General features: G+C 63.1%; 21 protein-coding genes. 10 read left to right on the top strand and 11 right to left on the bottom strand.

Going from position 1 to position 23,210, the window contains the following annotated elements; translation table 11 throughout:
• Positions 1-10 precede the first annotated feature (10 nt).
• The 6 genes from RS897_RS17795 to RS897_RS17770 are packed head-to-tail and all read right to left on the bottom strand — an operon-like array spanning position 11 to position 4,925.
• On the bottom strand, positions 11-715 hold the full coding sequence (locus tag RS897_RS17795; protein WP_315837822.1) for a PulJ/GspJ family protein: 705 nt from the start codon (positions 713-715) through the stop codon (positions 11-13).
• Positions 712-1,107, bottom strand: coding sequence for a prepilin-type N-terminal cleavage/methylation domain-containing protein (locus tag RS897_RS17790; protein ID WP_315837821.1), 396 nt, complete (start codon positions 1,105-1,107; stop codon positions 712-714). The genes RS897_RS17795 and RS897_RS17790 overlap by 4 nt, the downstream gene beginning before the upstream one ends.
• Positions 1,085-1,579, bottom strand: a complete 495-nt coding sequence (locus tag RS897_RS17785; protein ID WP_315837820.1) for a prepilin-type N-terminal cleavage/methylation domain-containing protein — start codon at positions 1,577-1,579, stop codon at positions 1,085-1,087. The genes RS897_RS17790 and RS897_RS17785 overlap by 23 nt, the downstream gene beginning before the upstream one ends.
• On the bottom strand, positions 1,542-2,003 hold the full coding sequence (gspG, locus tag RS897_RS17780) for a type II secretion system major pseudopilin GspG (protein WP_315838672.1): 462 nt from the start codon (positions 2,001-2,003) through the stop codon (positions 1,542-1,544). The genes RS897_RS17785 and gspG overlap by 38 nt, the downstream gene beginning before the upstream one ends.
• Positions 2,004-2,019: 16 nt before the next feature.
• Positions 2,020-3,231: a type II secretion system F family protein gene (locus tag RS897_RS17775; RefSeq protein WP_315837819.1), complete on the bottom strand. Its 1,212-nt coding sequence runs from the start codon at positions 3,229-3,231 to the stop codon at positions 2,020-2,022.
• Positions 3,232-3,236: 5 nt separating this feature from the next.
• Complete coding sequence (locus RS897_RS17770) at positions 3,237-4,925, bottom strand: GspE/PulE family protein (protein WP_315837818.1); 1,689 nt, start codon at positions 4,923-4,925, stop codon at positions 3,237-3,239.
• 180 nt (positions 4,926-5,105) lie between these two features.
• Here RS897_RS17770 and gspD point away from each other — a divergent pair, with 180 nt between their 5' ends.
• A complete protein-coding gene (gene gspD / locus RS897_RS17765; protein WP_407654506.1) occupies positions 5,106-7,409 on the top strand; it encodes a type II secretion system secretin GspD in 2,304 nt (767 codons plus the stop codon).
• A gap of 60 nt (positions 7,410-7,469) precedes the next feature.
• Here the strand turns inward: gspD and RS897_RS17760 are convergent, their stop codons facing one another.
• The gene (locus tag RS897_RS17760; protein ID WP_315837817.1) at positions 7,470-8,129 is read right to left on the bottom strand and encodes a tetratricopeptide repeat protein; all 660 of its coding nucleotides are present in this window, start codon (positions 8,127-8,129) and stop codon (positions 7,470-7,472) included.
• Between the two features lie 283 nt (positions 8,130-8,412).
• Here RS897_RS17760 and RS897_RS17755 point away from each other — a divergent pair, with 283 nt between their 5' ends.
• The 3 genes from RS897_RS17755 to RS897_RS17745 all read left to right on the top strand — a co-directional run bounded on the left by RS897_RS17755 (position 8,413) and on the right by RS897_RS17745 (position 12,149).
• Positions 8,413-9,579: a TAXI family TRAP transporter solute-binding subunit gene (locus tag RS897_RS17755; protein WP_315837816.1), complete on the top strand. Its 1,167-nt coding sequence runs from the start codon at positions 8,413-8,415 to the stop codon at positions 9,577-9,579.
• A 166-nt stretch (positions 9,580-9,745) separates the two neighbouring features.
• Positions 9,746-11,722 (top strand): TRAP transporter permease, encoded by a 1,977-nt coding sequence (locus RS897_RS17750; protein ID WP_315838670.1) that lies wholly within the window; start codon positions 9,746-9,748, stop codon positions 11,720-11,722.
• 133 nt (positions 11,723-11,855) lie between these two features.
• Positions 11,856-12,149, top strand: a complete 294-nt coding sequence (locus RS897_RS17745) for a hypothetical protein (RefSeq protein WP_315837815.1) — start codon at positions 11,856-11,858, stop codon at positions 12,147-12,149.
• A gap of 19 nt (positions 12,150-12,168) precedes the next feature.
• Here the strand turns inward: RS897_RS17745 and RS897_RS17740 are convergent, their stop codons facing one another.
• Genes RS897_RS17740 through RS897_RS17730 form a run of 3 tightly spaced genes read right to left on the bottom strand, consistent with a single transcriptional unit; the run spans position 12,169 to position 17,064 of the window.
• The gene (locus RS897_RS17740) at positions 12,169-13,602 is read right to left on the bottom strand and encodes an amidase (protein WP_315837814.1); all 1,434 of its coding nucleotides are present in this window, start codon (positions 13,600-13,602) and stop codon (positions 12,169-12,171) included.
• Positions 13,603-13,618: 16 nt separating this feature from the next.
• Positions 13,619-14,143: an aromatic-ring-hydroxylating dioxygenase subunit beta gene (locus RS897_RS17735; protein WP_315837813.1), complete on the bottom strand. Its 525-nt coding sequence runs from the start codon at positions 14,141-14,143 to the stop codon at positions 13,619-13,621.
• 17 nt (positions 14,144-14,160) lie between these two features.
• Positions 14,161-17,064, bottom strand: coding sequence for an FAD-dependent oxidoreductase (locus tag RS897_RS17730; protein ID WP_315837812.1), 2,904 nt, complete (start codon positions 17,062-17,064; stop codon positions 14,161-14,163).
• Between the two features lie 150 nt (positions 17,065-17,214).
• On the opposite strand from RS897_RS17730, the gene RS897_RS17725 reads away from it, so the two are divergent.
• Positions 17,215-17,583 (top strand): antibiotic biosynthesis monooxygenase family protein, encoded by a 369-nt coding sequence (locus RS897_RS17725; protein ID WP_315837811.1) that lies wholly within the window; start codon positions 17,215-17,217, stop codon positions 17,581-17,583.
• A 5-nt stretch (positions 17,584-17,588) separates the two neighbouring features.
• Positions 17,589-18,233: a maleylacetoacetate isomerase gene (gene maiA / locus RS897_RS17720; protein WP_315837810.1), complete on the top strand. Its 645-nt coding sequence runs from the start codon at positions 17,589-17,591 to the stop codon at positions 18,231-18,233.
• A 14-nt stretch (positions 18,234-18,247) separates the two neighbouring features.
• Here the strand turns inward: maiA and RS897_RS17715 are convergent, their stop codons facing one another.
• Entirely contained in the window at positions 18,248-18,817 is a 570-nt protein-coding gene (locus RS897_RS17715; protein ID WP_315837809.1) for a MarR family winged helix-turn-helix transcriptional regulator, read from the bottom strand.
• A 251-nt stretch (positions 18,818-19,068) separates the two neighbouring features.
• On the opposite strand from RS897_RS17715, the gene RS897_RS17710 reads away from it, so the two are divergent.
• From RS897_RS17710 to RS897_RS17695, 4 genes are all read left to right on the top strand, one after another.
• On the top strand, positions 19,069-20,106 hold the full coding sequence (locus tag RS897_RS17710; RefSeq protein ID WP_315837808.1) for an ABC transporter substrate-binding protein: 1,038 nt from the start codon (positions 19,069-19,071) through the stop codon (positions 20,104-20,106).
• A 7-nt stretch (positions 20,107-20,113) separates the two neighbouring features.
• Positions 20,114-20,878, top strand: a complete 765-nt coding sequence (locus RS897_RS17705) for an ABC transporter ATP-binding protein (protein WP_315837807.1) — start codon at positions 20,114-20,116, stop codon at positions 20,876-20,878.
• Positions 20,871-21,671 (top strand): ABC transporter permease, encoded by an 801-nt coding sequence (locus tag RS897_RS17700; RefSeq protein ID WP_315837806.1) that lies wholly within the window; start codon positions 20,871-20,873, stop codon positions 21,669-21,671. The genes RS897_RS17705 and RS897_RS17700 overlap by 8 nt, the downstream gene beginning before the upstream one ends.
• A 404-nt stretch (positions 21,672-22,075) precedes the next feature.
• Positions 22,076-23,158, top strand: coding sequence for a TRAP transporter substrate-binding protein (locus tag RS897_RS17695; RefSeq protein WP_315837805.1), 1,083 nt, complete (start codon positions 22,076-22,078; stop codon positions 23,156-23,158).
• Positions 23,159-23,210 lie beyond the last annotated feature (52 nt).

The raw sequence follows: 23,210 nt of genomic DNA, 5'->3' as shown, positions 1-23,210 counted from the left end.
AACATGCTCCTCAGAGAGGAGCCTCCCTTCCAGGCTTGCCAGGATTGGACAGCTCACTCAGGCAGAACTTCGGATCCCGCGCTCGCGCACAGTCGGCCGGCGCGTTGACGCGGACGATGGCGGCGCTGGAAACCGCGAGCACTCGTGCCGTCGCCGCGTCGCGGACGGTCACGCGAATCGTATCCGGCAGGCGGCCGAGACCGCGCCATGTCCGCTGCCAGACCTGATCCGGCCCCGCGTAGGAAAACGACACCCGGTAGGGCGAGCGGACCAGAACGACCTGGTCGGCAAATCGGAGTTGCTCATCCTCCCGCAGCGGCGCGAAGGGCGCGCGCTCGCGGACCATGGCAAGCCCCTGCTGATCGGCTTTTTCGAGGAAGCGGACGACTTCAAGCCCGGGCCGCATGTTGGGACCAACCGCGGTCCGCACGAAGGTGACGGACAACTCGGCCCCCTCGAACAGCGGCGTCTTGGCTTCGCCGTTCAGTGGCACCATCTCGGCCACCGACAGATCGGCCAGGATGCGGTTGAGACCCAGCGCCAGCCGTTCGGCCCGCTGGACCTGCGCGATCCCTCTGTTCCAGTTCGGCAGCCATTGCGCCGTGACGGTCACAAGCGCGCCAAGGATGACGGTCATCAACAGAGTCGCCAGCAACACTTCAATCAGCGTAAAGCCGGCCTCGTTCCCTGCCGCAACCTCCTGCGAGGATCTCATTGTCCCGCCCTCGGCACCAGACGCACCGTGGTGGCCTGAACACTGGCTCCGCCGGGCCCCTGCAGGCGCATGGTCACCACCACTGGCATCCATCGACCGGCTTGCGGATCGTCGTCCGCCGGCGTCATCGGTGACACATCGATCCGCCACCGCTGGTCGGCCAGTTCGCCCGACTGGCTTCCGCTCTTCAGGAGCAGCCGCCCGGGCAAAGTCGCCATCAAGGTTTCCGCGGCGCCGGCCAGAGCGAGGCGCTGATCGATGCCGCGCGAGCCACGCGTGGTGGTCGCAATCACGGCTCCGATCGACGACAAGACCGCGGCAACGATCGCGAGGGCGACCAAAGCCTCGATCAGGGTGAAACCCCGGTCGTCAGAGCGGCTTTTGCGCAACAATGTCGATTCCTCCGGTCAGCCAGTTGACGCGAACCTCATAACCGATGCCAGGGCGCGTCAGTGCAATGACACCTCCGCACGACATTCCGGACGGAAAGAAATCGATCGACGCGCCGGCGGACCGATCGGCGCACCGCGATGCCAGCAGGGTGTTGAGAGAGACGTCGCCCGGTAACCGGATGACACGACCGCTGACGCCGGAGCGTATCGAGCGCGTCGCGGCGTCGACCCGTGTCACCACCTGGATCCTTCGCCGCAACGCCGCACTGCGGTCCGCCTTCAGCAACGCCGCCGTTTCCACCGCGTAGCTTTCAAGCTTTGCGCGCGAGGTCGCCCGCGGAATCGCGGGAAGAATAATGGCGGCGAGCAATCCGATGATGGCCAGGACGCACACGATTTCGATCAGCGCGAAACCGCCGCGCGTGCCAGCCTGCTCAGCGCTGCCAACTCGCAATGTCGGTTGCTGTTCCACTTCCGCCTTCTTGCCCGTCCGATCCGAACGAGATGATGTCGTAGGGGTTGCGCTCTCCCGGCGAACGATAGACGTAGTTGTTGCCCCAGGGATCCTTTGGAACAACGCCACCGCGCAAATAGGGCCCGTTCCAGCCCGGTTTGGCATTCGCCTGGGCCAGGGCGGCCAGTCCTTCGTTTGTTGTCGGATATCGGCCGAGGTCGAGATAATAGAGATCGAGCGCGCTGGAAAAGCTGTCGATCTGGATTTTGGCCGCCTTAATCTTCGACTGACCGAGATAATTGAGCACGCGCGGTCCGACCAGCGCCATGATCATCCCGATGATCGTGATGACGACCAGCATTTCGACAAGCGTGAAGCCGGCCTGGGTCCGTCGACGCCGGCGCAGAGAATTTTTTTTGGCAAGGTCTCGACCCACAATCATCATCTCCTGGTTACCCTCAGCCGACGATCTGGCTGACTGACATGAGTGCGGTCATGACCGAAACGATCAGGCCGCCGACAACGGCGCTGATGACAATGATGGCTGCGGGTCCCGCAATCCCGACAATGCGATCGAGCGTGCGTTGCAGCTTCGCCTCATAAAATTCAGCGATCCGTCCGGCCAGCATCGGAAGCTGCCCGGTTTCGTCACCGAGCCGCAGCATCCGCACCGCCATGGACGGCAACGCCCGCGTCTCGGCCAGCGCATCCGACAGCTTGGCGCCGTGGCGGATCCGATCCGCGGCGGCCGTCCACACCGCCGAGGAGCCAATCGCCGCCATCATATCGATGAGAATACGAAGGGTGGTGGTCAGATTGACGCCGCTTCCCAGCAAGACACCAAGGTTTCGGCAGAACAGCGCCGTGCGGTAAAAGGTCACCACATCCCGGATGCCGGGAAGCCGGGCGAGCAGATCGAACAGCGAGCGACGAACCGCCGGCCGGCGCAGCACCAGCCAGCCTGCCGTCAGCATCAACAGAATCACCGTCAGCACGATTTCGGAATTGGCGCGCAGAAACGCCGATACACCGAGGAAGCCGACCAGAATCGGATCGATCTTCGCACCAAAATCCTGCAGCACGGAGCCGAACTGCGGCAGCACGAACATCAGAAAGAACAGCAGCACGCAGCCGGCCGCGCCTAGCACGAACAGCGGATAACGGGCGGCGTCGCCGAGTCGTCGCTTCAACGCCTCGGTGCGGGCGCGCTCGTCCGCCAGGACTTCGAGCACTTGGTCAAGCGACCCGGAGGCCTCACCGACACGCACCAGTGCGAGATAAATCGCGGGAAACATCGTCGGATGCCGCGCCAGGGCTTCGGCGAAACTCTCGCCCGCGACCACATGCGATCTCACATCGGCCACGACCGGACGCAGCCGCCCGAAATCGCGATCGGCCGACAGAAGCTCGAGGCCGTCATTGATCCGGGCGCCGGCGCGCAACAACAGCGCGAGATCCCGAGTGAAGACCGTCACATCCTCCGCGCGCGGCTGGTTGAAAAGGCCGAAGGCCCAGCTCATCCCGCCGGAGTCGTCGACCGTGACGGTGTCGACAAGAACCAGACCGAGACGCTCGACGCGTACCGCGACGTCACCTGGCGCGGGGGCGGCGATCGCTCCGCTGATCAGTTCGCCGCGGCTGTTCAGGGCACGATAGCGATAGCTAGGCATCAGGATCACCTGACCGTCGTGACGCGGAAGACCTCGGGAACCGTGGTCAACCCCGCGCGGCATTTGGCGACGGCATCCGCCAGCATCGTCGTCATGCCGCCGCCGATGGCGGCGCTGTCAATGGTATGCGAATCCGTCTGTGGACCGATCAGCTTGCGGAGGTCATCCGACATTTCGAGAAGCTCGAAGACGCCGTTACGACCGCGATAGCCGGTACCGCCGCAGCGCTCGCAGCCGGCGGCTTGGTGAAAGACCTCGCCCGCCTCGAAGCCGATCACCGCAAACCGCGGATCCTTCTTGATGTCTTCGGCCGTCAGGCGGTGCGGAACCTTGCATCGGTCGCACAGCACCCGAACCAGACGCTGGGCCACCACGGCGCGCAGCGTGGACTTCAGCAGAAAACTCTCGACGCCGAGATCGATCAGGCGCGGCACCGCGGCGGCCGCGGTGTCGGTGTGCAGCGTGGTCAGCACCAGGTGGCCGGTCAGCGCCGCATGAATGGCGATGTGCGCGGTCTCCGCGTCACGGATCTCGCCGACCATGATCACGTCGGGATCCTGGCGGACGAATGAGCGCATCGCAGCAGCGAACGTCAGGCCGATCGCCGGTTTGACCTGCGACTGGTTGATGCCTGGAATTTCGTATTCGACGGGATCTTCGATGGTCAGGATCTTGCGGGTCGGCTCGTTCAGGATCGACAGCATGGTCGCGAGCGTCGTGGTTTTTCCGCTGCCGGTCGGCCCTGTCACCACAATCATACCGTGCGGCAGCGCCAGCAGCCTGGTCAGGACCTCTTCGTCCCGCACTGAGAGGCCGAGCTTCCCCATTTCCAGCAGACCACGATCCCGCGGCAGCAGGCGTATCACCGCACTTTCGCTGTGTTGCGTCGGCATCGTGGCGACGCGAACATCGAGCTCGGCGCGGCTGACCCGGACCCGTGCAGCACCATCCTGCGGCAACCGCCGCTCGGCGATATTCAGGCTGGCCAGGATCTTGATGCGGGAGATCAGGGCCTGCGGCGGAATACCTGCCGGCGCCGGCATGGCCCGCAGCAGCCCGTCGACACGCATGCGCACGACAAGGCCGGTGCGGAACGGCTCGATGTGAATATCACTGGCGCGCAGTTCCACGGCGCGCTCCAGCAGATCGTTGAGCGCACGCACGACCGGCGCACCGCTCGCAAGATCGCGCAGACTCTCGATATCGTCGTCGGACTGCTGGATGGCTCCTTTGACAGCGTTGTCGGATACCGCGTCGTCGGCATTCAGGCGCTGGTCCAGCACCGTCGTGATGTCCTCGAACGAAGCCACGACAATATCGACCGGCTCGCCAAAGACGATTTCCGCCGCGCGAATGGCCGCCGTATCGGACGGATCGGCGACGGCAAGCCGATAACCGCCACTGGGCGCCTGCATCGGGAACAGCGTGGCTTCACGCAGGAAGCGACGCGAGAAACCGTCCAGGCATGGGATACCACTGAGCAGTTGCGGCAGACCGAGACGGGCCACGCTCCAATAGTCGGATACCTCATCAGCGAATTCGGCCGCGGACAGATCAGTTGCTTCCCACAAGTCCTTCAGCGGACGCACACCTGTCGAGCCGGGAGGCTTCTCAGCCCCTCCGCGCGCTGCTGACCGCAGCGCATATTTCTCGAGAAGGTGCTGTCTAAAATTCTCTGCGGAAAGGTCTCGCATCGAATGTCTCAACGCTAACCTGTTCACTGGAAAAGAGATCGCTTGTGGAAATCGGATTCAATAGCCTGTTGACATAATTCTTTAGCAAAAACATAATGAAGGTGTCAATTTTCTGCAAAACTTGCTCTTACTTAAGCCTGCTGTTTTTCAGTTCACCGTAGCGTGGATAGGCGTATTTTGTTGAAGGTGGCTCACCTGCTTCCGCGCCTGCGTTCAGGGTTGACTGGAACGCTGCTTCTTTTTGTCTTCGGTTGTCTGCTCACCGCCTGCATCACGTCGGACCAGGCGCTGGAGAGCAATCCGAAAGATCCGCGCGCCCAGGACATCACCGACAAGATCCGCGCGCTGGACCTGGAGCCGCGCCAGACCATCGCGAGCGGTGAAACGTCATTGAGCCCCGGCGCCTCCCGGCAGCCGGCGATTTATCTGAGCGAAGGCACGCGCGGCCCGAATTCAGCAGCAGCCGCAAACGAGGCGGCCAGCAGTGGCGGCGGCTTCGATCTCAACTTCGACAACGCGCCCGTCGCAACCGTCGCAAAAGTCATTCTCGGCGACATCATGGGTGTCGGCTACAGCATCGATCCACGGGTCCAGGGCACGGTGACGCTGGCGTCGGTTCGTCCGATTCCCAAGGTCGATGCGCTGTATGTGCTGGAAAATGCGCTGCGGATGTCGAACGTCGCTCTGGTAAAAGACCGCAACGGCGGCTATCGCCTGATCCCTGCGAACGAAGCTGGCGGAAGCGGCGGCATCGACCGGACCGCGACGGCAGAGCCGGGCCAGGGCATCAGCGTCGTGCCGCTGCGCTACGTCTCGGCACAAAACGTCTTCAAGCTGCTCGACGCCTTTGGCGTCAAGGCGAATACGATCCGCCCGGATGTCGCCCGCAACACCCTGATCATCCAGGGCAGCGGTGCTGACCGGAATGCCGCGATCGAGACCATTCAGAGCTTCGATGCGGACTGGATGCGCGGCCAGTCGGTGGGCATTTTCCCGCTCCGCAACAGCGCACCGGAACCGGTGATTTCCGAGATCGAAAAGATCATGGATTCCGGCGAAGGCGGCATGTCCCAGAGCATGATCAAGTTCCAGCCCATCGCCCGGCTGAATTCGATTCTGGTGGTGAGCCAGAAGCCGGAATTCCTCAAGCGCGCCGGAACATGGGTGGCGCGGCTAGACCAGGCCGACATGGACGGCACCAACCTCAAGGTTTACCCGCTGCGCTACGGCAATTCGCGACAAGTCACGGCCCTGCTCAACGAAATTCTGGTGGGGCAGAAAGCCGGCGGAACCCTGGACGGCGCATCCAGCCAGATCTCGCCGGGATCGGGGATCTCGTCCGCCTCCTCGCCGCCGGCGCCACTGGTGGCCTTGAGCGGCGTGCCGCCGGCAAGTCCGGGCAGCCAGGTGACATTGAACGCCAATATCCGTGGCGCCAACAACCCGGGGACGAGTCCGGCAGACACCGGAGTTCCCGCGCAGGATCTCAGCGCCGCAGGCGGGGCTGGCACCAACAACGCGCGCCCTGCCGGCATCCTGCCAAACGTGCGGATCACCGCTGATACGACCAACAACTCGATCCTGGTGTACGCCAACCGGGAAGCGCACCGCATTATCGAACAGACGATCCGGCAGATCGACCGGCCGCAGCGCCAGATCGCCATCGAAGCGACCATCGCCGAGGTCACCCTCAACGACAATCTCAATTATGGCGTCCAGTTCTTCCTCAGCAGCCAGAATCTCGGGCTGAAACCCGACACCGGATCGCTGGTCAACAATCTCGCGAGCGCGGCAACGTCAGCTGCGATCAACCGCGTGCTGCCGGGCTTCAATCTGCTGGTGGGATCGGAGGCCTCGCCGCGCGTGGTGCTGGACGCGCTGCACGGCGTGACTAACGTCAAGGTGCTGTCCAATCCGTCGCTGGTCGTCCTCGACAATCAAACGGCGACCCTGCAGGTCGGCGATCAGGTGCCGGTCTCTACCGGCAGCGCGACGGTGCTCACGTCCAACAACACGGTCGTGAATACCATCGACTATCGCAACACCGGCATCATCCTGCGCGTGCTGCCGCGCGCCAACGCCAACGGCAATGTGGTGCTCGACATCGAACAGGAAATCAGCAACGTCGCGGCGGGAACCCCGGCGACGAGCCTGACACCGACCGTGTCGCAGCGACGGGTGAAGAGTTCGATTTCCGTGGTCAGCGGCCAGACGGTGCTGCTCGCCGGGCTGATCAGTGAACGGGAAGACAAGGGACGACAGGGCATCCCAGTGCTGGATCAAATTCCGGGCGTCGGCGACGCTTTCGGCCGCCAGACCAATGCCCGTTCACGCACCGAACTCATCCTGTTCATTCGGCCAACGGTGGTTCGCGACGCCCTCGACGCCCATATGATCGCGGAGGAGTTGCGCTCCAAGATGAATGGCCGCCTGGTGGGCACCAGCCTGCCGGTGCCGGTGGTTCCTTCCAGACCCGCACGCTGATCTCGGCACCAGGCAGCTCCGCCTGCAGCCTGTTCTCGCATTGTTGCCGAAGACGAACGGTCAACGCTCGGGGTTTGGCAGCCACTCCATCGCGCGCCGCCGCGACACCGCGATTTCCCCCCGCGTCATTTTCGACGTCACCGCATCGCGGATCCGCACCCTGAATTCCCGTCCGTCTCCCGACGCTGCTGCTGTGGCGAGATTCAACCACTTGCTGGCTTCGACGATGTCCTTGGGAACCCCCTGCCCTTTGTCGTACAGAAGACCGAGTGAATATTGCGCGCCACTGAATCCTTGTTCCGCGGATCGGCGATACCAGAACGCAGCTTCGGTATAGTTCTGCGGCACGCCCCGCCCGGTCTCGAACATGAAGCCGAGATAGGCTTGGGCGGCGGGATCGCCTCGTTCCGCCAGCGGGATCAGGATCCGGGTCGCCGCCGCATAATCCTGGCGTGAGAAAGCGGAAATGCCCTGGCGAAGCGTTGCGGCTTCGACCGGATCGATCGTCAAGAGCGGCAGCATGGCAATCGCTAGGATCACACAAAGGGCCCGGATCAGTCCAGCCCGAGTGCGAAGCCCCACCGGATTGGTTTTGCCTTCGACACGGCAATCGTGCCCGGCGCTCCTCATCGTGATCGGCCCTTCCAACATTATGCGACACAATCCTAGTGCCGCCGCAACGATAAATCCATTGCGGACTTGTCCCTGGAACAGGTGCATCCTTTGCAAACCCCCTTCGCATCTCGATTACCTCTACGCGCCGAACCTGACGAGGCTCAGGCAGGAACTCTTTTGGCAGCTGAGAGAAACGTTCGACACCGGCTTTGAAAATGATGTGATGGTATCTTGAGCGATCTGACTGAGTGACGGTTTGGCATCGATGGCGGCGCTCGCCCGACGGCATTGCCATCGGCCGGATGCGATGACATGATTATGAGAGACAATAAGAATTTCGCACAGCGAAAACAATCAAAAGAATAATTCCAAGGGGAGGACTTGATCCATGAGCCGCCAGATCATTGCGCTTGCCTCGATCGCGCTTGCCGCATCGACATTCTCCGGTCCAACGATCGCTCGCGCGCAAGATCTCAAGCTGCCGCCGACCATGTCGTTCACCGCTTATGACACCGGAACCGCAGGCTTCAATATCGCGGTCGCCGTCGGCAAGATGATGAAAGACAAATATGGATCCGACGTACGCGTGCTGCCGGCGGGCAACGATGTGGCGCGGCTGGCGCCGCTTCGCGCGGGCCGCGCGGTGCTCTCCTGGATGGGATCAGGCGCCTATTTCGCTCAGGAAGGCGTGTTCGAGTTCGGCGCCAAGGAATGGGGACCACAACCGCTGCAGATCACGCTGTCGTCGGTCGACTGCAACGCCGGCTCGGTCGGCGTGGCACGGGACACCGGCGTCACCCAGATCAAGGATCTCAAGGGCAAGCGGCTCGGCTTCGTGGTCGGCTCGCCCGCTTTGAACCAGAACGCGCTGGCGATCATCGCCTTTGGCGGGCTGACCAAGAACGACGTCAAGATCGTCGAGTTCGCCAGCTACAGCGCGATGTGGAAAGGCGTCATTAACAACGACGCCGACGCCGCGTTCGCCACCACCATCACGGCACCGGCGCGGGAGCTGGAAAATTCGCCGCGCGGCATTATCTGGCCGCCACTGCCTCACGCCGACAAGGCGGGATGGGAACGGGTCAAGCGGGTCGGCGCGTTCTTCAATCCACTCGTCGCCACCTGCGGTGCTGGAATTTCGCCATCGAACCCGATCGAACTCGGCACCTACCCCTATCCGATCGCGACCGTCTACGGATCGCAACCGGCCGATCAGGTGTACGCGATCACCAAGGCGATGATCGTCAACTTCGATGCCTACAAGGACGGTGCGCCGGGCGCGACCGGCCTTGCGGTCAAGACCCAGACCATGAACTGGGTCGTGCCAGTGCATCCCGGCGCGGCAAAGGCGCTGAAGGAAGCAGGCCACTGGACCGATGACAACGAGGCCCACAACAACGGCCTCCTGAAACGGCAGACGGTGCTGACATCGGCTTGGGCCGAGTACGGCAAGAGCAATCCACCCGCGGACGAGGCGAAATTCCTGCAGGGATGGATGGCGGCGCGGCAGGCCGCGCTGGCCAAGGCTGGCATGCCGAACGGCTTCGAGGAGTAACGGCCGCAAAGCCGTCGCTGCAGTCATCGCTCAAGCATATCCAGGGATCTTCATGTCCAGCATGCAGCCCGACGGCTCCCCTTCTCTCGCGCCTGTAGCGCTGACAGTCCCCGATGCTGCCCCGAAGCGCATCGAGTTCGATGACCCGCATGCGGCCACCGGCGGCATGCAGGAGGCCGAGGTCACCCGCGTGCGGAGCTTGCGCGGCGGATGGCGCTGGGGGTTGATCGCTGCCACTGCGATGACCATCCTGTTATGCATCAACCAGCAGTTCGCGCTGCGCTTCTTCGTCGACTACACCCAGCTCAACACCGAATATTTCTATCTGCTGATCGCGTTGATGCTGCCGTTCACCTTCCTGATTTTCCCGGGCACACAAACCTCTCCGCTGGATCGCATCCCCTGGTACGACGTGGTGCTGTTCGTGCTGACGTTCGCCGCCTCGATCTGGCTCATGCTGAACATCCGCAAGGCCGCGCAGGCCGGCTGGGAATTCGACGGTGCGCCCAAAGCCGTGATCGCCGGCGGCTTCGTGATGTGGGCCGTGCTGATGGAGGCGCTGCGGCGAACCGGCGGCTGGAGCCTGCTGCTCAGCGTCTTTCCCTTCACCGTCTACCCGCTTTTCGCCGACGCCAAATGGCTCGGGCCGTTCCGGGGCACCCAATCGACGCTGGAGCAGGCCGCTGCCTATCACACGCTGTCCGGCGAAAGCCTGCTCGGCATTCCGATCCAGGCCTTTGCCGACACCGTGATCGGATTCCTGGTGTTCGGCACCGCGCTGATGATGACCGGGGCCGGAAAATTTTTTATCAATATCGCATTCGCGCTGTGCGGCACGTTCCGCGGGGGCGCGGCGAAAGTCTGTATCCTCGCCAGCGGCCTGCTCGGCATGATGTCCGGCTCGATCATCTCCAATGTGCTGACGGCCGGCACCATGACGATTCCGACGATGAAGCGCAGCGGATTTCGCGCGTCTTATGCCGCAGCGATCGAAGCCTGTGCCTCGACCGGCGCAGTGCTGGCGCCGCCGGTGATGGGCGCCACCGCCTTCGTGATCGCGCAATTCCTCAACGTCAGTTACGCGGAGATTGCGGTCGCGGCGATCATCCCCGCCGCACTGTATTATCTCGGCCTGTTCCTCCAGGTCGACGCCTATGCCGCGCGGCATGACCTGAAGGGCATTCCACGCAGCGAGCTGCCGCGGATCTCGGACACCATCAGGAGCGGCTGGTACTATATCTTCGTCATCGCGCTCTTGATCGTCATGTTGCTGTATTTCAAGCGCGAGAGCCATGCGCCGTTCTACGCCACGGTGCTGCTGTTGATCCTGAACCAGCTGTTCTCCAGGGATACGCGCTGGACGTTCTCCACGATCGCAAAGTTCCTCGAAACCAACGGCCGCACCTTTGTCGAACTTGTCGGCATCCTCGCCGGCTGCGGCCTGCTGATCGGCGCGTTCTCGATGACCGGGGTCGTCTCCAGCCTCGCCAATGACCTCCTGCGCATTGCCGGCGACGACGCCTTCCTGCTGCTCGTGATGTGCGCCGTCACCAGCTTGATCCTCGGGCTCGGATTGACCACCACAGCCTGCTACATCTTCCTCGCTATCCTGGTTGCGCCCGCGCTGGAAAAGCTCGGGCTGAATCGCATGGCCGTGCACATGTTCATTTTTTATTGGGGCATGCTGTCGTCGATCACGCCGCCGGTGGCCATCGCGTCGTTCGCAGCCGCCGGCATTGCCGGATCACCGGCAATGAAGACCGGCTGGGAATCCATGTGGGTGGGTAGCATCATCTACTTCTTGCCGTTCTTCTTCGTGCTCAACCCGGCTCTGGTGCTGCAGGGCGACAGCCCCTATCTCGCAGCCCTCGGACTGATGGCGCTGGCGGGCATCGGCACGCTATTCATTTGCGGCGGCATTCAGGGCTATCAGGTCGGCATCGGCGATCTCAGGCGCACCGGCGTGCTCGAGTGGCCGCTCCGTGTGCTGCTGGTGCTGGGTGGATTCGTGCTGGCGACGCCCGGCGGCGGCATCATGCCGCTGTCGCAATGGCAGGTGACGGGCCTCGGCCTCGCCATTCTGATCCCGACCAGTCTGCTGGCGTTATCGCTGATGCGACGTAGTCGCCAAGCCATCGCCTAAGTCGCGTGAATCACAGATTTGGTTCAATGACAGGCGCGCGATTTATTGTCGCTTCGCAGCATGGCCGGCCTGCCCTCATTCGACATTGGCAAGCGGCGGAGACTCGTCCAAAGTCGCCGGTCGGAGGCTGTTGATGGCGAATTATCTGGTTCACGTTCCCGTTTCTCGAATTGTTGACGTTTGCAATGCGCTGAAGCTGCTCGGCGAGGCGGAGCTCTACGACTACAAGATCATTACGGTGCGATCCGAGCTCGAAGCGGAGGCCCTGCACAAGGTCGTCGACGCGGTAAAACCTGACATTCCAGCGATCATCGTCAAGGTCGAGGAGTTCATCTTCCAGGGCGGAGCTGCGGTGGACAAGGCCGTCAACGTCTGGAAAAGAAGCCTGCTGACGCAAAGGCCAACAATCTCTGCATCCGAACGCTGATTGAGAGCAAGGCGATTCGTTACAGGTCAGGAGGCACGTGATGCGCACAGGGGCGCGCCACCTCGAAGGCTGCCGCAGCCTGAAGCACAGTCGCATCCTGATGCCAGCGGCCGACAATCTGCAATCCGACCGGCAGGCCGGCACCGGTGAAGCCGCAGGGGATGCTGATGGCCGGATGTCCGGTCAGATCGAACAGATTGAGGTATGATACCCAGCTCTGCCGCATATCGCCGGCGTCAGTTCCGTTGATGCTGATCGGGTCGAGCGCGCGCGCTGTGACGGGCAGCGGCGGCCGGCTGCAGGTGGGCGTCAGCACCAGATCGTAATCGGCGAACCAGCCCTGCACCGTGCGGAAGTGTTGCGTCCGCTTGTAGGTCGCCTGCAGAAGCTGCTGGCCCGAGTATCCGCCGCCCGCGCGAATGCCGTCGACAAAACTGGGATCGAGTTGCGCCTCCACGTCGTCCAGCCTGGCAAAGAACCGCGCCGCCCAGTTCGATTGCTGCAGGATGCGCCACGCCGGCTCGGCGTTTTCGACCGGATCGTCGCGAACATCAACGACGCAGCCCAGCTCGCGGAATACATCGAGTGCCTCCTCGCAGGCACGCCGGATCTCATCGTCGAGCAGCGTGTTGCCGATCAGGGGCCGCCAGGCGATCTTGAGGCGACCGATCTCTTTTGTCCCGCTGGCCAGCGCGGACAATGTATCGAGGCGCAGCCGCCCCAGGGAATGCGGATCAGAAGAGTGTTCCCCGGAGATCACGTCCAGCATCAGCGCGGTGTCGGCAACGGTGCGCGCCATCACGCCGAGATGGATGAAGTTATTGAACCCATCCGGCACCTGGTTGTGCGGGATTACGCCGAGCGTCGGCTTGAGCCCGACGATTCCGGTCAGCGCCGCCGGCAGCCGCGTGCTGGCGCCGGCGTCGGTGGCCAGCGACAGCGGACCCATGCCGGCGGCCACCGCAACCGCCGAGCCGCCGCTCGAGCCACCCGGCGTGAGGCTCACGTCCCAGGGATTACGTGTGATGCCGAATAGCGGCGCGTCGGTCAGGAGCTTGTGGGCGAATTCCGACGTGGTGGTCTTGCCGACAATGATGGCGCCGGCTTTCTTCAAGCGGGCGACCGCCACGGCGTCGGCGTCAGGCACGTTGTCGGCCATCAACCGCGAGCCCCAGGTGGTGCGCAGGCCCGCAGTGTTGATAATGTCCTTGATCGAAACCGGAACGCCATGCAGCGGACCGAGATCGTCGCCGCGGGTTACGGCCATATCGGCCTCAGCCGCCGCTTTCAAGGCATTGTCGCCATCGACGGTGATGAACGCATTGAGCGTCGGTTGCGTGTCCGCAATCCGCTGCAGCACCGCGGCCGTCGCCTCCATCGACGATATCTGGCGCGACCGGATACGCTCGCGCAAGTCCAGCGCCGAGTTGAACAACAAGTCTTTGCCACTCACGACCACGAATCCCCGATCAGACCGGCAGGCACAGCGCGTTCGGCACCAGCAGATTGTCGTAGACGCAGCGCCGCTCCGCGAGCTTGAGGCCATGATCGGTGCGACGGAATTTGTCATAATAAGTGCCGACCTGATGCAGCGTGGCATCCGGGCGATCGAACAGCACCTGCAGCACCACGTAATTGGCGCGCGCCACGATGATGCCGTCGCTTTGCTCGGGCCCGACACTGAGATTGGCGATCAGGTGGCGCAGATAACGCGGCGCGAACATCGCGGTCTCCTTCAGCGCGAACGCGCGGTCGCGGATCATGCCCCGGTTCTCGCAGTAGATGAGGCCGACGGGCAGATTGCGCTGATAGTTCTCGCGCGAGACCACGACATAGTGCGCGTCGTCGGTGAACATCTCAGCCCAGTCCATCAGCCGCTGCTCGTCCAGCGTCTCGGCATAGGCGGTGTTGAAGGCCTCGATATCGTAACGCAACATCACCGCATCGAGACGCGGATCGGTCGCGGGCACGGCTGTGGACAGATGACGCGTCATAACCCCCTCGCCCATGGTCACAGCCCCATTTCCTGGCGCCAGTGCTGGTACATCGCCCGGATCGCCGCCTCTGAAATCAGGGTATCCGAGGTGCCGGCCGCGACCGCGGGATCGAGTTCGACCAGATGGCGGCCGTTCGGCACCCGCTGCATGCCGTCCTGCACGAACTTGATGGCCTCGTTGTCCTCAAGGCCGAGGAAGCCCGCCGGGCCCATCAAATTACCCTGTCGCAACCGATGCCGGGTCATTTCCTCGTCGTCGCCTTCGAAACCGAACATCGTCCACTTCATGATGAATTCATGGGGACCAGTCGGGACGATCTGGCGCACGCCGAGCGTGTTCATCTCGCGCTGGATGATCAGGTTCGGCCAGATCGTCGCCATCGTGACCGACCACGGGCTCTTGAACTCGTCGATGAAATCCATGAATCGCGGCTCGGCCAGTTCCATGCTCTCCCGATACGCCCGCATTTCCTTCTTGGTGTCGCTGCTCACGTTCTTGCCGTCGGACTTGGCCGAAGCCATCACGCCGTGGCGGCCGGTGGGATCTGCCAGCATCAGCGACTTGTTGCCGGCCACCAAGAGGCCGAACGTCACCAGGAAGGTGTGCAGCAGGGTCGCGTGGTACGGGTCCTTCAGGTTTTCGTGGTAGAGTTTCCAGTTGCCCGGCAAAGAGTGGCGGTAATGTCCCAGCAGTCTCGGCTTGCGGCCATCGAACGTCGCTTCGAATTCGGCCAGGATCTCAGGTCCCAGATAATCCTGCAGCAATTCCATATCCTGCTGATAGGAGGCGAACACCACGCCGCGGTGGGTGGTGACGTTGAGCTGGCGCAGACCGTGGTCAGCGGCTTTAAAATCCTTCGGCATCCCGCCCTTGCCGTCGACACCGCGCCGGAAGGGAACGCCGGCGAGATTGCCCTTCAGGTCATAGGACCACTGGTGGTAAGGGCAAACGAACTCCTTGGCGTTGCCGCTGAGCTCGCGGCAGAACTCCGCGGCACGATGAGCGCAGCGATTTTCGAACGCATGGATGCTGCCGTCCTCGGCGCGCGACACCACGATCGGGGTCGGCCCGACATTGGAGCGAATGTAGTCACCGGGATTCGGCACCTCGCATTCCAGCGCCACGTAATTCCAGGTGCGGCCGTGGAAGATCTTGTCGATCTCGCGCTCGTAGATGGTCTGGTCGGTGTAGACCCAGTCGGGGATCCGGCGCAGGCCTTCCTTCGGCCAGGCGTAACGGGTGGTAATCGAGAGCGGGGGATTTGCGGTCATGTCGCTGGCCTCCGAGTGGTCGTCTGAAGAATCATCATCCGTGTGCGTGTCGGCGGAGAGCACCTGCGCGCCGGCCGCCATCAGGTCGAACGGCGCGGATAACTCGAGCTCGGCGCGCGCAGCCCGGATCGCCTGGGCGTCCGAGAAGGCAACCACGCCGGTCAGCCGGCCACTGGCGCGATCGATGGTGCGATAGACCGCACCGGCGCTGGCGCCAGCCGCGCCCGAATGGGCCACCAGATCGGTCGGCGCGATGGTACCGAGCATCTGGATGTTGAGACCGAACTGATCAGTCCAGAACCATGGCCGCTTGAGCGCGGCCGACGCCGCACCGGCGATGGAGCGGCCCGCGGCGGCGCCCTGCTCCTCTGCGTTGTGCCAGCTCTCCAGCCTGATCCGGCGACCGCCCGCGGCGGCAACATGATGAAGCGTGCAATCGCCGGCGGCCCAGACGTTCGGGACGCTGGTGCGGCCATCGGCGTCGACCTCGATCCCGTTGGCAACGGTGCAGCCCGCGGCCTGCGCCAGATCGAGATTCGGCTCTAACCCGATTCCCACCAGCACCGCGTCCACCTCGATGATCTCGCCACCGGTGTGGATGCCCAGCCTCTTGCCGCGCCGGGTGATTTCGGTGACGTCAGCGTTGCGGCGCACGTCGACCTGATGCCGCCGGGCCAGCGCGCGGAACACACGACCGAGCGGCGCCGGCAGAATGCGCGCCATGATTTCCGGCTCGCGTTCCAGCACCGTGACCGCAAGGCCGCGCGCAACCGCCGAAGACGCAAGCTCGAGGCCGATGAAACCACCTCCGATGATGCCGACATGGGTGGCGGTCGCGAAAGCCCGCTCGATCATGGCTGCATCTTCGATCGTGCGCAGATGCAACACATTCGGGAGGTCGCTGCCCGGCAAAGCCAGGCGCCGCGCCCTGCCGCCGGTGGCAAGCAGCAGCGCGTCGTAGGACAACGCTTCGCCACCCTCCAGGCTGACAGTCCGTCCGCGCGAATCGACTGCGACAGCGCGTTGACCCAGATGAAGTTTGACGCCGTACCGCCGCGCGTCCTCCTCGCTCAGCCGCGGCTGAAAGGCAGTCGGCTGTCCGAGCAATGCCTCCTTCGACAAGGGCGGACGCTCATAGGGCAGGTGGACTTCATCACCGACGAGATCGATGGTGCCGTTGAAGCCGGCATCGCGCATTGCGACGATCGCGGCGGCGGCGGCCTGGCCGGCACCGACGATGACGACATTTGTTGCGGCGGCGGCGTTGTCGCTCGTTGCAAGGGGCTCAACGCTGGTCAAGGCATTATCTGTGGAGACATCACCTGTCGAACGGCCTGATTGCTCCAGGTCCACCAGCACATCGTCGCCCTCCACCTTCACGGCGTAGGTGGCGATGTCCTTGGTCAGCGGCGCGCACAGCGCCTTGCCGCTGCGGATATCGAAAAGCCCTTGATGCAAGGGGCATTCGATCTTGCCGTCCTCGACAAATCCATCGGCCAGGAAAGCCAGCGCGTGGGTGCAGATGCCGTGCGTCGCACGGATCTCGCCCTGCAGATCATAGAGTGCGATCGGCGTGCCATCGAGTTTCACACCGAGCACACCATCCTTGGGAATCGATTTCAGTGACGCCGCTCGCTGCCATGCCATGCGCGTGATGATCCGAATTGATCGCATCTCATCGCGAAAATGAGATCGCGTATTGCCTTGGGTAGATCGTCAGTATAACCTCATATTTAGTCCGGGCACAACACGCGATTTAGACCGGCTCAAAACAGACACACAGGAAAGGACTTCGACATGGCGCAGGAGCCCATCGCCACCAAAGGCAACTTCTTGCACATCTACGATTTTCGCGTGCAGGCCGGCGAGGAAGCGCGTTTCATCGAGCTGTTCGAAAAGTTCGACTATTCCGACGACAACCCGATGCACAAATCGTCCGCGCAGGTGAAGGACGGCGTACTGTGTCGCGACACCGAGGACCCGCAGCGCTTCTTCCTGATCGCCGAGTGGGCCGACATCGAAGAGCATGCCAAGATCCGCAAGATCCTCGCCAACGAGATCAAGCCGGAATTCATCAAATACATCGAGGGCGGCAAATTCGTTCCGAAGTATGTGGAAGTGGTGTCGTCCACGCCGGACGAAATCCTTCAGAAGGCCGCGGGCTGATCGCCGTGCAGCGGCGGCTCTACACGTTCTTCCGGTCGTCGACCTCGTTCCGGCTGCGGATCGCGCTGGCGTACAAGGGGCTCGCCTATGAGCCCCATTACGTCAGCCTGCCGAAGATGGAGCATCGCGCGCCGGAGTATTGCGCGCTCAATCCGCAGCAGTTGCTCCCGCTGCTGGTGGACGACGCCGACAGCTACATCCAGTCGATGGCGACCATCGAATATCTCGATGAAAGCTATCCCGAGCCGTCGCTGATCCCGAAAGATATCCGCTCGCGCGCCTATGTGCGGGCGGTGTCGCAGATCATCGGATGCGAGATGCATCCGCTGAACAATGTGCGCGTGCTCAAACACCTGAAGGCGCAGTTCGGCGCCGACGAGACCGCCACCAAGGCGTGGTACGCGCACTGGGTCACCGAAGGGTTTCGCGGGCTGGAGGACTATCTCGCCGACACGAAGCTGCACGGCGCCTTCTGCTTTGGCGACAGCGTCACCATGGCCGACATCTGCCTGGTGCCGCAGGTGTTCAATGCGGCGCGATTCGATTGCTCGGTCGACGATTACCCCATCATCAAGGGAATTTTCGGACGCTGCATGGAGCTCGACGCCTTCCGCAACACGCAGCCGAACACCCAGCCGGACGCGTTCTAGACCCTGATGGACGGTCAGCTCGGGTTGTAGATCGTCCGTCCCAGATGATTGTTGCCGTCGATCAGTCGCAGCAGCGTGTTGATGAAGGCCTTGCGCTCCTCGGCCGGAAGCGGCTGCAGCAGCCGGTTCTGGGCCCGCTGCATCGCCAGATACATCTCGTCGGTGACGCGCTGCCCGGCAGGCGTCAGCCGCGCCAGCACCATGCGCTTGTCTTCCTTGCTGCGGTGGCGCTCCAGCAGACCGCGCCGGGACAGCCGCGCCAACACATCGGCAACATTGGTGCGGTCGATCCCCAGTTCGCGCCCCAGGGAATTCTGGTCGAGGTCCGGATTCTGCGACAGCGTCGTCAGAAGCCCATATTGCACCGGCGTGATATCGAAGTCGGCGCACTCCTCGAAAAACAGCGCATAGTGAATCTGATGCAACCGCCGCAGCAGATAGCCGGGCCGCGCCCACAGCGGCATCTCCGGAGACCGCGGCGCCTTGCGCGCCACGGGCGCCGGCGCGTCGGCAGCACTGCGTTTGGCACGGGGTGGTGTGGGTTCGGCGGGCTTCGGCTTGGTGGTGGCGCGGCGTATCGGCATTGGCTTTTGGTATCCTGTCTGTCTGGTGTCGGCGCGCATGCGCCCCGGTCATCCGCAATTGCTCGCGAACGTACCAGAGATTTCGCGTCAGGTGCGACGCCCACTGCGCTTTTTCACAGCGAAACGCAGCGCCCACCGGCAACCACCGTTGGCACTGACATCAAAATTCATCAGTACACTTGCATATCTTGCGCGCCCCTGCAAATCTGCTAGCCTGCCATGTGCCGGTTACAGATCGTTTCGAGGTTTCCATGCTGCACCTCCGTCATCGCTTCCGCGCAATCACATCGTTTCTATCCGGCTCGCTGTTCGCGGGGCTGGCGTTCGCCGCGCCGGCGACTGCGGCAGATGCCATCAGGGTGCGTCTAGACTGGACGCCCTGGGGCGATCAGGCGCCATTCCATCTCGCCCAGCAGTCGGGATTGTTCAAAAAATATGGGCTCGACGTTACTTTGGATGACGGCAACGGCTCGGTGTCGACGGTGCAGATCGTCGGCAACGGCGAATATGATGTCGGCCATGCCTCGCTCGCGCCGATGGCCATCGCGCGTTCAAAAGGCCTGCCGGTCAAAGCCATCGCGGGTTTCATCCAGGAGAACGACATCGGCCTGCTGGTGCCGAAGGATGGCAGCATCAAGGGACCGGCCGACCTTAAAGGCAAGAAGATCGCCTTCACCGCCGGCTCGCTCGAGGCGCCCTTCATCGATCGTTTCCTAGCGGCCGGAAAATTGAAGCGCGACGATGTCGAGCTGCTCAACGTGGATGCCGCCGGCAAGGCGGGCATGTACATGACCAGCCGTACCGATGCCGCCTTCTCATCCGTGCCGTTCTTCCTGGCCGTGGTCGAGGCGCAGCGGCCGTCGACCGCGGTGCGGTTTTCCGAAAACGGCCTGAAATTTCCGAGCTTCGGCCTGTTTGCAACCGAAAAGACCATCACCGCGAAGCGCGACCCGCTCAAGCGTTTTGTCAGTGTCGTCGCCGGCTGCTGGGCCTACATCTTCAACGGTCATGAGGACGAGGGGGTGAAGGCGATCATTGCCGCGCGGCCGCAGTCCAAGCTCGACCCCAAGGTGCTGCGCCAGCAGATCGATACCTTGAAGGACTATGCCCTGACCGAGGCCGTCAAATCGCTGCCGTTCGGCAGCATGGCACTGGGCGACTGGCAGCAGGCTGTGAGCATCCTCTCCGAAGGCGGATTGCTCGGGCAGACGATCGATCCGAAGGATCTCTTCACCAACGACCTGATCGACCCGAAGATCGTCGCCGACGTCGGCGCGAGCCTGAAGTGAGCCCGCAATGATCGTTGCCAGGGATGTCGGCAAGCGTTTCGGCGGGCCGGCGGATGGCCTCACCGCGATCGACAACATTTCGATCGATATCGCGGAAGGCGAGTTCGTCAGCCTGCTCGGCCCCAGCGGTTGCGGCAAGAGCACCTTCCTGCGCTGCCTGGCCGGACTGGAACAAACCACCAGCGGCGCATTGTCGATCGACGGCAAGGGCATCGACGGCCCGCCCGACCGGCTCGGCATGGCATTCCAGCGCGACGCGCTGCTGGACTGGATGAATGTGCTGGACAACGTGCTGCTGCCCGCGGACTTCAGCGGCGCGCGCAAGAGCCAGTTCGAGCCGCGCGCACTGGAGCTGCTGAAGATGGCGGGCCTCGGCGGCTTCGTTCACGCCTACCCGCGGGCGCTGTCGGGCGGTATGCGCCAGCGCGTCGCCATGTGTCGTTCCCTGCTGCTCGACCCGCGGCTTTTGCTGATGGACGAACCATTCGGCGCCCTCGATGCGCTGACGCGGGACCAGCTCAATGTCGATCTGTACCGGCTCTGGATGCACCGGCGCATGACGGTAATCTTCGTCACCCACAGCATCTCGGAGGCGATCTTCCTGTCCAGCCGCATTGTCGTGTTCAGCCCGCGGCCGGGCAAGGTGATCGACGATATTCCGATCACGCTGCCCACGGATCGCAAGCTGGCGGTGCGCGAAAGCGCTGCGTTCGGAACCTACGCCCGCCATGTCCGCGGGCTGTTCGAAAGCATGGGGCTGCTGCATGACTGACGTGTCCCGTATCTCGCTCGCTGGTGCTGCGATCGGCCGCAAGGCCATTCCGTTCATCGGCGCGGCTGTCTTTCTGCTGCTCTGGGAGCTGGCGTGCCGGGTCTACCAGATCCGCCCCGTGCTGCTGCCGGCGCCTTCTGAGATCATCACGGAGCTGGCGCAATCACCGCTGTGGTTTGCGCAACAGGCGAGCTATACGCTCGGGATCACGCTGGCGGGCTTTGCCGTGGCCGCCGTGCTCGGCGTGCTGTTCGCAGTCCTCATCACCGAATGGAAGCTGCTGGACCGGCTGCTGTTTCCGCTGTTCGTGGCGCTCAACAGCGTGCCCAAGGTCGCGCTCGCCCCGCTCTGCATCATCTGGTTCGGCACCGGCTCCGAGCCGAAGATCGCGATCGCCTTCCTGATCGCGGTGTTTGCCGTGGTGATCGACACCATTCTCGGCCTGCGTTCGGTGCCGCCCGATACCATCGACCTGGCGCGGACCCTGCGCGGATCGCGCTGGAAGGTATTGACCCGGATCAAGCTCTATTGCGCGCTGCCGCATCTCTTCGCAGGTCTGAAGGTTTCGATGTCGCTGGCGCTGGTCGGCGCCATTGTCGGCGAGTTCGTGTCCTCGCAGCGCGGCCTCGGTTACGTCATCCTGAGCGCGCAGGGCATGTTCGACACGCCCCGGGTGTTCGCCGCCATCACGCTTCTGGCCGTGCTCGGCGTTCTGCTGATGGAAGCCGTCAGTCTCGCCGAACGGCTTGCATTGCCGTGGCACCACAGCGCAGCGCGATCTTCCGGGCACTGAACAACCACGCGTTGGCGCTGCTGCATTGCTGTTCGCGCAGCGCCGCTTCCTTATGCGCGCTGCTCAATCCTGCAACAACGAAACGATCGCCGGCGAGATTCTTCGCGTCGCCTGCATTGCGCGCGCGTTTGTTGTTTGACAGGTTCTAACATTTTCATCAGTATACCAGCATAATTTATCCGGCATGCCCGACAGCGACATTGCCGGATCGTGAGGAAGCCTGGCGCAAGAAAGCACTGGGGAAGACTCTCCGGAGGAACGATGCGCGCAGCGCAATCGGAACGAGATCTGTTTGGTCGTCGCGTTGTCCGCGTTCGCAGCGCTGTCGCTGCGGACCGGCGGTTTTACCATCCCGTTTGATGCCCGCTCATGATCATGAGCGCCAACCTTCAAGGAGTATCACGATGAAAAGGCGTGCCTTCCTGCAGCAGGCAACGGCCGGCATAGCCGCCGCTGCCATCGCAAGTCCCGCCGTCGCGCAAACGGCGCAAGTTCGCTGGCGCATGACCACGAGCTGGCCGAAGAGCCTCGACACCATCTACGGCTCGGCGGACGCAATGTGCCAGCGGATCGGCCAGCTCACCGACGGCAAATTCCAGGTCGACGTGTTCGCCAGCGGCGAGATCGTGCCGGGATCCCAGGTGTTCGACGCGGTCGCGAAAAACGCCGTCGAATGCGGCCACACCCTGACCGCGTTCTATGTCGGCAAGAACCCGGTCTATGCCTTCGACTCCGGCGTTGCATTCGGCGCCAACTCACGCCAGCAGGCAGCCTGGCTGTACTATGGCGGCGGCATGGAGCTGATGCGCGACATCTTCCGCAAGGAAAGCCTGATCAACTTCCCCTGCGGCAACACCGGCGTGCAGATGGGCGGCTGGTTTCGCAAGGAGATCAAATCGGTCGACGATCTCAAGGGCCTGCGGATGCGGATCGGCGGTCTCGGCGGCAACGTGCTGTCGCGGCTCGGCGCCGTTCCGACGCAAATTCCGGCCAGCGATATTTACGCTGCGCTCGAGCGCGGCACCATCGATGCCGCGGAATGGATCGGCCCCTACGACGACGAGAAGCTCGGCTTCGCCAAGGTGGCGAAATATTATTATACGCCGGGCTGGTGGGAAGGCTCGGCAATGATCACGGCGTTCGCCAATACCACCGCCTGGGAGAGCTTGCCGCCGCTGTTCAAGATCGCGTTCGAAACCGCGGCCAACGAGCAGAACCTGCTGATGCAGGCGAAATACGACGCGCGAAACCCGGAGGCGTTGCGACGGCTGATTGCAGGCGGCACGGAGTTGCGGGCGTTTCCGCAAGCAGTGCTGGAGGCCTGCCACAAGGCGTCGCTGGAAACCTTCGACGATATCGCCTCCAAGAATGCCGACTTCAAGAAGGTCTACGAGCACTGGAAGGCGTTCATGACCCAGTCCAACAGCTGGTTTCGCGTGGCTGAATACCGGCTCGACGCTTTCCGCTACAGTGCGTCCGGCTGGTAGGCGCAAAGTCGCCGGCTGTTACCGGGCCTCGCTGGGCCCGGTAACACAATAA

This window comes from Bradyrhizobium prioriisuperbiae, from assembly GCF_032397745.1.
In the GTDB taxonomy this organism is placed as follows: domain Bacteria; phylum Pseudomonadota; class Alphaproteobacteria; order Rhizobiales; family Xanthobacteraceae; genus Bradyrhizobium_A; species Bradyrhizobium_A prioriisuperbiae.
The sequence above is the reverse complement of the archived record's forward strand: the minus strand, read 5'-3'. Positions and strand labels throughout refer to the sequence as shown.